Raw genomic sequence first — 12,796 nt, 5'->3', positions numbered from 1 at the left:
GTACGCTGGTACAGACAACAACAGAATAATTTACAGAGGTAAAAATGGCTATTGAACGTACTTTTTCCATCATCAAACCGAACGCGGTAGCAAAAAACGTCATTGGCAATATCTTTGCGCGCTTTGAAGCTGCAGGGTTCAAAATTGTCGGCACCAAAATGCTGCACCTGACCGTTGAACAGGCTCGTGGCTTTTATGCTGAACACGATGGAAAACCGTTCTTTGATGGTCTGGTTGAATTCATGACCTCTGGCCCGATCGTGGTTTCCGTGCTGGAAGGTGAAAACGCCGTTCAGCGTCACCGCGATCTGCTGGGCGCGACCAATCCGGCAAACGCACTGGCTGGTACTCTGCGTGCTGATTACGCTGACAGCCTGACCGAAAACGGTACTCACGGTTCTGATTCCGTCGAATCTGCCGCTCGCGAAATCGCTTATTTCTTCGGCGAAGGTGAAGTGTGCTCGCGCACGCGTTAATAATTTCGTAAATGCCGCGTGCAAACGTGGCATCCATGCGCCAGAATTTGTACAATGCAGCGCCCCCGGACGAGCAGCCGCTCACCGGGGCGTTTCTTTTTTCAACCCTCCAGGGGCCATAACGTGTAATAACGAGGCCGGAATAGCATATGTCTGAACAATTAGTCACACCTGAAAATGTCACCACGAAAGATGGAAAAATCAACCTGCTGGATCTCAACCGTCAGCAGATGCGGGAGTTTTTTAAAGATTTAGGTGAAAAACCCTTCCGCGCCGATCAGGTGATGAAGTGGATGTATCACTATTGCTGCGACAACTTTGATGAGATGACCGACATCAACAAAGTGTTGCGCGGCAAACTAAAAGAGGTGGCGGAAATCCGCGCACCGGAAGTGGTTGAAGAACAGCGTTCATCTGACGGCACCATTAAATGGGCGATTGCCGTTGGCGATCAGCGCGTCGAAACGGTGTATATCCCGGAAGACGACCGTGCCACGCTTTGCGTTTCCTCGCAGGTGGGGTGTGCGCTGGAGTGTAAATTCTGTTCCACCGCCCAGCAGGGCTTTAACCGCAATCTGCGGGTGTCGGAAATTATCGGCCAGGTGTGGCGTGCAGCGAAAATCGTTGGCGCAGCAAAAGTCACCGGTCAGCGCCCAATCACTAACGTAGTGATGATGGGTATGGGCGAGCCGCTGCTCAACCTGAACAATGTCGTTCCGGCGATGGAAATCATGCTCGATGATTTCGGTTTTGGTCTGTCTAAACGTCGCGTTACGCTCTCTACATCAGGCGTTGTTCCGGCGCTGGATAAACTGGGCGATATGATCGACGTAGCGCTGGCAATTTCCCTGCACGCGCCGAACGACGAAATTCGTGACGAAATTGTGCCGATCAACAAAAAGTACAATATCGAAACGTTCCTTGCTGCGGTGCGCCGCTATCTGGAGAAATCTAACGCCAATCAGGGCCGAGTCACTATTGAATACGTGATGCTTGATCACGTTAACGACGGCACTGAACACGCGCACCAACTGGCGGAGCTGCTGAAAGATACGCCGTGTAAGATCAACCTGATCCCGTGGAACCCGTTCCCTGGCGCGCCGTATGGACGCAGCTCAAACAGTCGTATCGACCGTTTCTCTAAAGTGCTGATGAGCTACGGTTTTACCACTATTGTGCGTAAAACTCGTGGTGATGATATCGATGCTGCCTGTGGTCAGTTGGCGGGCGATGTTATCGACCGTACGAAACGTACCCTGCGTAAACGAATGCAGGGTGAGGCCATCGACATTAAAGCGGTCTGATAGCCATTACGCCACGGTTACTTTATGTACCGTGGCGTAATCTTTTATGAATGAAGTATTAAGTTGCAATTGTCTGGTCAATATTAACGGTGCGTTTTTGCTGACTTTAAGGCAGTATGTAACGATGCAACAGTAAGTTAGCCTTAGTGAATGTGGGCTTTGTCACGAGCACACAGACGGTCTTATACTGTATGATAACGGTTAACTTAACGGATGTTTCGCGGTGTGGGTGAGCATGATGGTTCACCGGCATCTCAATTCTCATTTAAACGTACCTGCAGCGAATGAATACTGAAGCCACGCACGACCAAAATGAAGCACTTACTACCGGCGCTCGCCTGCGTAATGCTCGCGAACAACTAGGACTTAGTCAGCAGGCCGTTGCTGAGCGACTTTGCCTGAAGGTTTCCACGGTACGCGACATTGAAGAAGATAAGGCACCTGCCGATCTTGCTTCAACATTCCTGCGCGGATATATCCGCTCTTATGCGCGTCTGGTACATATTCCAGAAGAAGAACTGCTACCGGGGCTGGAAAAACAGGCTCCACTACGAGCTGCAAAAGTTGCGCCGATGCAGAGTTTTTCCCTCGGTAAACGCCGCAAAAAACGTGACGGCTGGCTGATGACCTTCACCTGGCTGGTGTTGTTTGTGGTTATTGGCCTGAGCGGTGCCTGGTGGTGGCGAGACCACAAAGCTCAGCAGGAAGAGATCACTACTATGGCCGATCAATCTTCTGCGGAACTGAGCAGTAATAACGAACAGGGGCAGAGTGTTCCGTTAGATACGTCGACAACCACAGACCCGACTACCACGTCCACGCCGCCAGCGTCTGTGGATACTACCGCAACTAACACGCAAACACCTGCCATAACTTCGCCAGCACCAGCTGTTGATTCGCAACAGAATGCAGTTGTTTCACCTTCACAGGCAAATGTTGATACTGCTGCGACCCCGGCACCAACGGCAACAACAACGCCAGATGGTGCTGCGCCGCTGCCAACCGATCAGGCTGGCGTGACCACGCCGGCGGCTGATCCGAATGCGCTGGTGATGAACTTTACTGCCGATTGCTGGCTGGAAGTCACTGATGCTACCGGTAAAAAACTGTTTAGCGGTATGCAGCGTAAAGACGGTAATTTGAACTTAATCGGCCAGGCTCCGTACAAACTGAAAATTGGTGCGCCAGCCGCAGTACAGATCCAGTATCAAGGGAAACCTGTCGATCTGAGTCGTTTTATCAGAACTAACCAGGTTGCGCGTCTGACCCTAAATGCCGAACAATCACCGGCGCAGTAACAGACGGGTAACGCGGGAGATTTTTCATGCATAACCAGGCTCCAATTCAACGTAGAAAATCAACACGTATTTACGTTGGGAATGTGCCGATTGGCGATGGTGCCCCCATCGCCGTACAGTCCATGACCAATACGCGCACGACAGACGTCGAAGCAACGGTCAATCAAATTAAGGCGCTGGAACGTGTTGGCGCTGATATCGTCCGTGTCTCCGTACCGACGATGGACGCGGCAGAAGCGTTCAAACTCATCAAACAGCAGGTTAACGTACCGCTGGTGGCTGATATCCACTTTGACTATCGCATTGCGCTGAAAGTAGCGGAATACGGGGTCGATTGTTTGCGTATTAACCCTGGCAATATCGGTAATGAAGAGCGTATTCGCATGGTGGTTGACTGCGCGCGCGATAAAAACATTCCGATCCGTATTGGCGTTAACGCTGGATCGCTGGAAAAAGATCTGCAAGAAAAGTATGGCGAACCGACGCCGCAGGCATTGCTGGAATCTGCCATGCGCCATGTTGATCATCTTGATCGTCTGAACTTCGATCAGTTCAAAGTCAGCGTCAAAGCGTCTGATGTCTTCCTCGCTGTTGAGTCTTATCGTCTGCTGGCAAAACAGATCGATCAACCGCTGCATCTTGGGATCACCGAAGCGGGCGGCGCACGTAGTGGGGCAGTAAAATCTGCCATTGGTTTAGGCCTGCTGCTGTCTGAAGGCATCGGCGACACGCTGCGCGTATCGCTGGCGGCCGATCCGGTCGAAGAGATCAAAGTCGGTTTCGATATTTTGAAATCGCTGCGTATCCGTTCGCGCGGGATCAACTTCATCGCCTGCCCGACCTGTTCGCGTCAGGAGTTTGACGTTATCGGTACGGTTAACGCCCTGGAGCAACGCCTGGAAGATATCATCACCCCGATGGACGTTTCGATTATCGGCTGCGTGGTGAATGGACCAGGTGAGGCGCTGGTTTCTACACTCGGCGTCACCGGCGGCAACAAGAAAAGCGGCCTCTATGAAGATGGCGTGCGCAAAGACCGTCTGGACAACAACGATATGATCGACCAGCTGGAAGCGCGCATTCGTGCGAAAGCCAGCCAACTGGATGAAGCGCGTCGAATTGACGTTCAGCAGGTTGAAAAATAATAACGTGATGGGAAGCGCCTCGCTTCCCGTGTATGATTGAACCCGCATGGCTCCCGAAATATTGAGGGGCGCGTTGAGGGTTCATTTTTATATTCAGAAAGAGAATAAACGTGGCAAAAAACATTCAAGCCATTCGCGGCATGAACGATTACCTGCCTGGCGAAACGGCCATCTGGCAGCGCATTGAAGGCACACTGAAAAACGTGCTCGGCAGCTACGGTTACAGTGAAATCCGCTTGCCGATTGTAGAGCAGACCCCGCTATTCAAACGTGCGATTGGTGAAGTCACCGACGTGGTTGAAAAAGAGATGTACACCTTTGAGGATCGCAATGGCGACAGCCTGACTCTGCGCCCTGAAGGGACGGCGGGCTGTGTACGCGCCGGCATCGAGCATGGTCTTCTGTACAATCAGGAACAGCGTCTATGGTATATCGGGCCGATGTTCCGTCACGAGCGTCCGCAGAAAGGGCGTTATCGTCAGTTCCACCAGTTGGGTTGCGAAGTTTTCGGTCTACAAGGTCCTGATATCGACGCTGAACTGATTATGCTCACCGCCCGCTGGTGGCGTGCGCTGGGTATCTCTGAACACGTAACTCTTGAGCTGAACTCTATCGGTTCGCTGGAAGCTCGCGCCAATTATCGCGATGCGCTGGTTGCATTCCTTGAGCAGCATAAAGAAAAGCTGGACGAAGACTGCAAACGCCGCATGTACACTAACCCGCTGCGCGTGCTGGATTCCAAAAATCCGGAAGTGCAGGCCCTTCTCAACGACGCCCCAGCATTAGGTGACTATCTTGACGAGGAATCTCGTGAGCACTTTGCTGGTCTGTGCAAACTGCTGGAGAGCGCGGGTATCGCTTACACCGTAAACCAGCGTCTGGTGCGTGGTCTGGACTACTATAACCGTACTGTTTTTGAGTGGGTGACTAACAGCCTCGGTTCCCAGGGCACCGTGTGCGCAGGCGGTCGTTATGACGGTCTGGTGGAACAACTGGGTGGTCGTGCAACACCGGCAGTCGGTTTCGCGATGGGCCTCGAACGTCTTGTATTGTTAGTTCAGGCCGTTAATCCGGAATTTAAAGCCGATCCTGTTGTCGATATATATCTGGTGGCTTCAGGTGCTGACACACAATCTGCGGCTATGGCATTAGCAGAGCGTCTGCGTGATGAATTACCGGGCGTGAAACTGATGACCAACCACGGCGGCGGCAACTTTAAGAAGCAGTTTGCCCGTGCTGATAAATGGGGCGCCCGCGTTGCTGTGGTGCTGGGTGAGTCTGAAGTGGCTAACGGCACAGCAGTAGTGAAGGATTTGCGCTCTGGTGAGCAAACGGCAGTTGCGCAGGATAGCGTAGCCGCGCATTTGCGCACGTTACTGGGTTAAGGAAGGAGAAGGACAGCGTGGAAATTTACGAGAACGAAAACGACCAGGTTGAAGCGGTTAAACGCTTTTTTGCTGAAAATGGCAAAGCACTGGCTGTTGGGGTGATTTTGGGCGTTGGCGCATTGATTGGCTGGCGCTACTGGAACAGCCATCAGGTTGATTCTACACGCTCCGCTTCTCTTGCCTATCAAAATGCGGTTACCGCAGTGAGCGAAGGCAAACCGGATAGCATCCCGGCGGCGGAAAAATTTGCTGCTGAAAATAAAAATACCTATGGTGCGCTGGCTTCTTTGGAACTTGCGCAGCAATTTGTTGACAAAAATGAACTAGAGAAAGCTGCCACCCAGTTACAACAGGGATTGGCGGACACGAGCGATGAAAATCTCAAAGCCGTGATAAATCTGCGTCTTGCCCGCGTTCAGGTACAGCTCAAGCAGGCTGATGCCGCGCTGAAAACCCTCGATACCATCAAAGGTGAAGGGTGGGCTGCCATTGTTGCCGACCTGCGTGGCGAAGCATTGCTGAGCAAAGGTGATAAGCAAGGTGCGCGTAGTGCATGGGAAGCAGGCGTGAAAAGCGATGTTACTCCGGCACTGAGCGAAATGATGCAGATGAAAATTAATAATTTGTCCATCTGAGAGGGACCCGATGCAATTGCGTAAATTACTGCTGCCAGGACTGCTTTCCGTTACCCTTTTAAGCGGCTGTTCGCTGTTTAACAGCGAAGAAGATGTGGTAAAGATGTCCCCATTGCCGACCGTTGAAAACCAGTTTACGCCGACCACGGCGTGGAGCACTTCCGTGGGTAGCGGCATTGGCAACTTCTATTCCAATCTTCATCCGGCACTGGCGGACAACGTTGTCTATGCAGCAGACCGCGCTGGTTTAGTAAAAGCGCTGAATGCGGATGATGGCAAAGAAATCTGGTCTGTCAGTCTGGCCGAGAAAGATGGCTGGTTCTCTAAAGAGCCTGCATTACTTTCTGGCGGCGTGACCGTGTCTGGAGGACATGTCTACATTGGTAGCGAAAAGGCGCAGGTTTACGCGCTGAATACCAGCGATGGTACTGTGGCATGGCAAACTAAAGTCGCGGGTGAAGCGCTTTCTCGCCCGGTGGTCAGCGACGGTCTGGTGTTAATCCACACCAGTAACGGTCAGTTGCAAGCCCTGAACGAAGCTGACGGCGCTGTCAAATGGACAGTTAACCTCGATATGCCTTCACTCTCTTTGCGTGGCGAGTCTGCGCCAGCAACGGCTTTTGGTGCGGCCGTCGTGGGTGGCGATAATGGTCGCGTCAGCGCAGTGCTAATGGAACAGGGCCAGATGATTTGGCAGCAGCGTATTTCCCAGGCGACCGGTTCTACCGAAATTGACCGCCTGAGCGATGTTGACACGACTCCCGTCATTGTTAACGGCGTTGTTTTCGCGCTGGCCTATAATGGTAACCTGACGGCGCTTGATCTGCGCAGCGGTCAGATTATGTGGAAACGCGAACTGGGTTCGGTGAATGATTTCATCGTCGACGGCAACCGCATCTATCTGGTCGATCAAAATGACCGGGTGATGGCGTTGACCATTGATGGCGGCGTTACGCTGTGGACACAAAGCGATCTGCTGCATCGTCTGTTGACTTCTCCGGTGCTGTATAATGGCAACCTGGTGGTAGGTGACAGTGAAGGTTATCTGCACTGGATCAACGTCGAAGATGGTCGTTTCGTTGCCCAGCAAAAAGTTGATAGCTCCGGTTTCCAGACTGAACCGGTTGCCGCTGACGGCAAACTGCTGATCCAGGCAAAAGACGGGACTGTGTACTCTATTACACGTTAATCGTCTCTGTCGTTCACTTTGAAAACGGCTCCTGGACAGGGGCCGTTTTCCTGTTTTTAACAACGACACGAATATAGCGTGCGTTGTCTGATGATTTATAAAAATGAGGCTTTAAACATGGTACCTGTGGTCGCGCTTGTCGGGCGCCCTAACGTAGGAAAATCCACGTTATTTAACCGTCTAACTCGCACCCGAGATGCGCTGGTTGCGGATTTCCCGGGTCTGACTCGTGACCGTAAGTACGGTCGTGCGGAAATTGAAGGCCGCGAGTTTATTTGTATTGATACCGGCGGGATTGACGGAACAGAAGACGGTGTAGAAACCCGCATGGCGGAACAGTCGCTGCTGGCGATTGAAGAAGCGGACGTCGTACTGTTTATGGTGGATGCGCGCGCGGGCCTGATGCCTGCGGATGAAGCGATTGCTAAACATCTGCGCTCCCGCGAAAAACCGACCTTCCTGGTGGCAAACAAAACCGATGGTCTGGATCCGGATCAGGCCGTTGTTGATTTCTATTCGCTCGGTTTAGGTGAAATCTACCCGATCGCCGCATCTCACGGGCGTGGCGTATTAAGTCTGCTGGAGCACGTGCTGCTGCCGTGGATGGAAGATCTCGCACCACAAGAAGAAGTGGATGAAGACGCTGAGTACTGGGCGCAATTTGAAGCGGAAGAGAACGGCGAAGAAGAAGAGGAAGACGACTTTGACCCGCAAAGTCTGCCAATCAAACTGGCGATAGTGGGTCGTCCTAACGTCGGTAAGTCTACACTCACTAACCGTATCCTTGGCGAAGAACGCGTCGTAGTTTACGACATGCCGGGCACCACGCGTGACAGTATTTACATTCCAATGGAACGCGATGGACGTGAGTATGTACTCATCGATACTGCGGGCGTACGTAAACGCGGCAAAATCACCGATGCGGTAGAGAAATTCTCCGTAATCAAAACATTGCAGGCGATTGAAGATGCCAACGTGGTGATGTTGGTGATTGATGCTCGCGAGGGTATTTCCGATCAGGATCTCTCCTTGCTGGGCTTTATTCTCAATAGTGGGCGCTCACTTGTGATTGTAGTGAACAAGTGGGACGGCCTGAGCCAGGAAGTGAAAGAGCAAGTAAAAGAGACGCTGGACTTCCGTCTGGGCTTTATCGACTTCGCCCGTGTGCATTTTATCTCTGCATTACACGGCAGCGGCGTTGGTAACCTGTTTGAGTCAGTACGTGAAGCGTATGACAGTTCCACCCGTCGTGTGGGGACATCTATGCTGACGCGTATCATGACCATGGCGGTTGAAGATCACCAGCCGCCGCTGGTTCGCGGGCGTCGTGTGAAGCTGAAATATGCCCACGCCGGTGGTTACAATCCGCCGATTGTGGTGATTCACGGCAACCAGGTGAAAGACCTGCCTGATTCCTATAAGCGTTATCTGATGAACTACTTCCGCAAGTCTCTGGACGTGATGGGTACGCCGATTCGTATTCAGTTCAAAGAAGGGGAAAACCCATATGCGAACAAGCGTAACACCTTGACGCCGACCCAAATGCGCAAGCGTAAGCGTTTGATGAAGCATATTAAGAAAAGTAAGTAATCACTTATCTGGTTTCCCTTTCCAAACGGAGAGGGAAACTGAACAACAGGCGAGGAGTATTTATGGAACTCAACTGCCCAACCTGCCATAACCCTCTCGAACGCAACGGTGAAACTGCCCACTGTGCAACTTGTGCCAAAGATTTCACCATTCAGGCGCTTTGTCCTGACTGCCATCAGCCATTACAGGTGTTAAAAGCTTGTGGTGCAGTAGATTATTTCTGCCAGCATGGGCACGGTTTAATATCCAAAAAGCGCGTTGAATTTATTGTTGCTTAATATTATTTAAATATATGGTGTAATCATTTGTATTCATAATATAAATGATTGCATCCTATTTTATTTGTTGAAACGCAAATGTAAGTGAGCAAAATCACTGTGTTATAAATTTAAGATTATATTTAGTTTTCCTGGCGTGCCTTTCTGAATAATCTGGAATAGAATATTAGAGCTAATTTTAAGCATTATTAATGTCACAGGGGATGTGCATGCTGCGATGGAAACGCTGTATTATGCTAACATTTATCTCTGGAGCTGCTTTTGCGGCTCCAGAGATAAATGTTGAGCATAAAGAATCGTTACCTGATTTAGGTAGTCAGGCCGCACAACAGGAAGAACAAACCAACAAGGGTAAATCGCTAAAAGAGCGTGGTGCCGATTACGTCATTAACTCTGCCACGCAAGGGTTTGAAAACCTGACACCCGAGGCGCTGGAGTCCCAGGCCAGAAGCTATCTGCAAAGTCAAATTACCTCTACGACACAATCTTATATTGAGGATACACTCTCCCCCTACGGTAAGGTCCGAACGAATCTTTCTCTTGGTCAGGGCGGCGATCTGGATGGCAGTTCCATCGACTATTTTGTTCCCTGGTATGATAATCAAACTACTGTTTATTTCAGCCAATTTTCTGCACAACGAAAAGAAGATCGTACGATCGGGAATATTGGGCTTGGTGTAAGACATAATTTTGATAGATGGTTATTGGGTGGAAATATATTTTATGATTATGATTTTACCCGTGGGCATCGCCGTTTAGGTTTAGGCGCCGAAGCGTGGACTGATTATTTAAAATTCTCTGGCAACTATTATCACCCGCTTTCTGACTGGAAAGACTCCGAAGATTTCGATTTTTATGAGGAGCGTCCTGCGCGCGGTTGGGATATTCGCGCCGAAACCTGGCTACCCGCTTACCCGCAGATTGGCGGCAAAATCGTTTTCGAACAATATTACGGTGATGAAGTCGCGCTTTTTGGCACCGATAATCTGGAGAAAGATCCCTTCGCCGTCACGCTGGGTGTGAAATACCAGCCCGTACCACTCATTGCCGTAGGAACGGATTTCAAAGCCGGCACTGGCGATAATACCGATCTTTCTGTTAACGCAACGCTGAACTACCAGTTTGGTGTCCCGCTCAAAGACCAGCTTGATCCTGACAAAGTGAACGCGGCTCACTCGCTCATGGGCAGCCGCCACGACTTTGTTGAACGTAACAACTTTATTGTTCTGGAATACAAAGAGAAAGATCCGCTCGATGTCACTTTGTGGCTGAAAGCCGATGCGACGAATGAACATCCCGAGTGCGTGATTAAAGATACGCCAGAAGCAGCCATCGGGCTGGAAAAATGTAAGTGGACCATTAACGCGCTCATTAATCATCACTACAAAATCGTTGCTGCCTCCTGGCAGGCGAAAAACAATGCTGCACGTACGCTGGTGATGCCGGTTATCAAAGAAAATACGCTTACTGAAGGTAACAACAATCACTGGAATCTGGTGCTGCCTGCCTGGCAGTACAGCTCTGATAAAGCCGACCAGGAAAAACTCAATACCTGGCGGGTACGGCTGGCGCTGGAAGATGAAAAAGGCAATCGGCAGAACTCCGGCGTGGTGGAAATCACCGTTCAGCAGGATCGTAAAATTGAGCTCATCGTTAACAACATCGCCAATGTACCGGATGAGAACAATCACAGCCACGAAGCCAGCGCGCAAGCGGATGGTGTAGATGGTGTCGTCATGGATCTCGACATTACCGATAGCTTTGGCGACAACACTGACCGTAACGGTAATGTCTTGCCGCAGGATAATCTCAGCCCGCAGCTGTTTGATGCCAACGATAAAAAAGTGACGCTGACGAATAAACCCTGCACCACTGAAGTGCCGTGCGTTTTTATCGCCAAACAAGATAAAGAAAAGGGGACCGTTACGCTCTCCAGTACGTTGCCCGGTACTTTCCGCTGGAAGGCGAAAGCCGCCCCTTATGATGACAGTAACTATGTTGACGTAACGTTCCTGGGTTCTGACATCGGCGGGCTGAATGCTTTTATCTACCGCGTTGGTGCAGCTAAGCTCGTCAATCTTATCGGCAACAAAGAACCGTTGCCTCTCAATAGCCGCTATCGCTTTGTGCTGTGGCGCGACGCTAACAAAGACGGCGTGTTCCAGCTTTCTGAGAAGCTCACTGACGACGAGATGAAACAGTATGACTATCAGTGGGAATTCACGGGGAATAGCGTAAATGGCAATACCGGTGCGCAAACCAATACCACGAACGTCGATATAGAGATTCCGGCAACCAACAAGGACGCGGCAGCAAAGTTTAGTGCCCAGGTAACCGATGGCGTGCAGGGATACGGTTTGCAGGTCAATTACAGCAAGAAATAGGGTCGGCGCCATGGCTGATCGGGCCACCGCTGAATATTAATCAAGGAGAGTGTTTATGAAACCTGATATGAAACGTGGCCTGACAAAAGTCGCGCTCGCGTTGATGCTGGCTGGATACTGTGCCGTACCAGCCGCTATGGCGGAAGATGCCGCCTGGGTCGCCAGTGGAACGACCGCTGAATTCGAGGGGACTATACCCTGGCTCTATCGCGAAGGGGGGAATGCCACGATTAACTCGGAAGATGCGGATCACATTAAAGTGACGTCTGATGGTAAAGGGACCCGTCCTGAAGGTAGCGAGACGGATAAACGCCTTTACTCAGGGGATACCATCACGCTGGGTTGGGATATCGGCGATACCGAAGGGGATATTGATGATGGTCCCGCAGGCATTGATGCGAAAACGACAGCCACTATCAAATGGTACAGTTACAGCGATAATGCGGGTGGCGGTAAAACGGAGCTGACCGCAGCGGCAGGCAAGACGAGTTATAAACTCACTGATGACGAACGTGGGCGTTATATCGGTGTTGAAATCCAGCCCATCACCCAGACCGGTAATCCTTTCCAGGGAACGTCGCTGACTCTGCTGGATATTTCAACGGCCAGCGGTGGCGGCAGCGATACGGACAATGTCGATCCCGGCCCGGTTGTGAACCAGAATCTGAAAGTTGCCATCTTCGAGAAAGGCACCACTACCAACCTTATCGGTGGTAATACGGCCATTGCGCTTAACAAAACGTATGTGGCCAAACTGTACTCGGATGAAAACCAGAACGGTAAATACGACGCAGGTACGGATATGGACGTTACCGCTAACTATGACTTTGCATGGGTCTTTAACGGTAACAGTAAACAACTCGGTGCGGCGGGCGGTATTGCTAATGCCAGCTTCGATAACAATGACATTGTTATCCCGCAAACTAACGAAGAAGCAAGAACCAGCCTTAACGGTAGTGACCGTAATGGTAAGAGTGGTCTTGCGATCCCGGCAAACGGCGACGGCGTTCAGGGCTATACGCTGTCAATTATTTACAAACACCACTAATGCGCACAACAGCATTCCCATACGGGGATGCTGTTTTCCGCCTGTTTTGCTTAGCGACGCG

11 protein-coding genes are annotated in these 12,796 nt (G+C 51.0%); all 11 read left to right on the top strand.

Annotated features, from left to right (window positions below; all coding sequences use genetic code 11):
• Positions 1-44 precede the first annotated feature (44 nt).
• The 11 genes from ndk to QUE74_RS16500 all read left to right on the top strand — a co-directional run bounded on the left by ndk (position 45) and on the right by QUE74_RS16500 (position 12,735).
• Positions 45-476 (top strand): nucleoside-diphosphate kinase, encoded by a 432-nt coding sequence (ndk, locus tag QUE74_RS16550; RefSeq protein ID WP_000963838.1) that lies wholly within the window; start codon positions 45-47, stop codon positions 474-476.
• A gap of 149 nt (positions 477-625) precedes the next feature.
• Positions 626-1,780: a bifunctional tRNA (adenosine(37)-C2)-methyltransferase TrmG/ribosomal RNA large subunit methyltransferase RlmN gene (locus QUE74_RS16545; RefSeq protein ID WP_000003317.1), complete on the top strand. Its 1,155-nt coding sequence runs from the start codon at positions 626-628 to the stop codon at positions 1,778-1,780.
• A gap of 284 nt (positions 1,781-2,064) precedes the next feature.
• On the top strand, positions 2,065-3,078 hold the full coding sequence (gene rodZ / locus QUE74_RS16540) for a cytoskeleton protein RodZ (RefSeq protein ID WP_001090867.1): 1,014 nt from the start codon (positions 2,065-2,067) through the stop codon (positions 3,076-3,078).
• Between the two features lie 26 nt (positions 3,079-3,104).
• Complete coding sequence (ispG, locus tag QUE74_RS16535; RefSeq protein ID WP_000551807.1) at positions 3,105-4,223, top strand: flavodoxin-dependent (E)-4-hydroxy-3-methylbut-2-enyl-diphosphate synthase; 1,119 nt, start codon at positions 3,105-3,107, stop codon at positions 4,221-4,223.
• Positions 4,224-4,333: 110 nt separating this feature from the next.
• Positions 4,334-5,608, top strand: coding sequence for a histidine--tRNA ligase (hisS, locus tag QUE74_RS16530; protein ID WP_001107167.1), 1,275 nt, complete (start codon positions 4,334-4,336; stop codon positions 5,606-5,608).
• A 17-nt stretch (positions 5,609-5,625) separates the two neighbouring features.
• A complete protein-coding gene (gene yfgM / locus QUE74_RS16525) occupies positions 5,626-6,246 on the top strand; it encodes an ancillary SecYEG translocon subunit YfgM (protein WP_000409211.1) in 621 nt (206 codons plus the stop codon).
• A gap of 10 nt (positions 6,247-6,256) precedes the next feature.
• Positions 6,257-7,435, top strand: coding sequence for an outer membrane protein assembly factor BamB (gene bamB, locus QUE74_RS16520; protein WP_001177040.1), 1,179 nt, complete (start codon positions 6,257-6,259; stop codon positions 7,433-7,435).
• Positions 7,436-7,552: 117 nt separating this feature from the next.
• Positions 7,553-9,025, top strand: coding sequence for a ribosome biogenesis GTPase Der (gene der, locus QUE74_RS16515; RefSeq protein ID WP_001317982.1), 1,473 nt, complete (start codon positions 7,553-7,555; stop codon positions 9,023-9,025).
• Between the two features lie 62 nt (positions 9,026-9,087).
• Positions 9,088-9,303 carry a zinc ribbon domain-containing protein gene (locus QUE74_RS16510; RefSeq protein ID WP_000422357.1) on the top strand — a complete coding sequence of 72 codons (216 nt, stop codon included), beginning with the start codon at positions 9,088-9,090 and terminating at the stop codon, positions 9,301-9,303.
• Between the two features lie 209 nt (positions 9,304-9,512).
• Positions 9,513-11,687, top strand: coding sequence for an intimin-like inverse autotransporter SinH (gene sinH / locus QUE74_RS16505; protein ID WP_001360885.1), 2,175 nt, complete (start codon positions 9,513-9,515; stop codon positions 11,685-11,687).
• A gap of 55 nt (positions 11,688-11,742) precedes the next feature.
• The gene (locus tag QUE74_RS16500) at positions 11,743-12,735 is read left to right on the top strand and encodes a SinI family autotransporter-associated protein (RefSeq protein ID WP_000801438.1); all 993 of its coding nucleotides are present in this window, start codon (positions 11,743-11,745) and stop codon (positions 12,733-12,735) included.
• Positions 12,736-12,796 lie beyond the last annotated feature (61 nt).

The sequence above is a fragment of the Escherichia sp. 10290 genome (assembly GCF_030295155.1).
Classification (GTDB): Bacteria; Pseudomonadota; Gammaproteobacteria; order Enterobacterales; family Enterobacteriaceae; genus Escherichia; species Escherichia coli_F.
Note: the sequence above shows the minus strand (reverse complement) of the source record. Positions and strands in the feature narration are given on the sequence as shown.

Coding starts and splice junctions, on each gene's coding strand:
- bamB (WP_001177040.1), top strand. CDS start 6,257: ATGCAATTGCGTAAATTACTGCTGCCAGGACTGCTTTCCGTTACCCTT.
- QUE74_RS16500 (WP_000801438.1), top strand. CDS start 11,743: ATGAAACCTGATATGAAACGTGGCCTGACAAAAGTCGCGCTCGCGTTG.
- der (WP_001317982.1), top strand. CDS start 7,553: ATGGTACCTGTGGTCGCGCTTGTCGGGCGCCCTAACGTAGGAAAATCC.
- sinH (WP_001360885.1), top strand. CDS start 9,513: ATGCTGCGATGGAAACGCTGTATTATGCTAACATTTATCTCTGGAGCT.
- QUE74_RS16510 (WP_000422357.1), top strand. CDS start 9,088: ATGGAACTCAACTGCCCAACCTGCCATAACCCTCTCGAACGCAACGGT.
- ndk (WP_000963838.1), top strand. CDS start 45: ATGGCTATTGAACGTACTTTTTCCATCATCAAACCGAACGCGGTAGCA.
- ispG (WP_000551807.1), top strand. CDS start 3,105: ATGCATAACCAGGCTCCAATTCAACGTAGAAAATCAACACGTATTTAC.
- rodZ (WP_001090867.1), top strand. CDS start 2,065: ATGAATACTGAAGCCACGCACGACCAAAATGAAGCACTTACTACCGGC.
- QUE74_RS16545 (WP_000003317.1), top strand. CDS start 626: ATGTCTGAACAATTAGTCACACCTGAAAATGTCACCACGAAAGATGGA.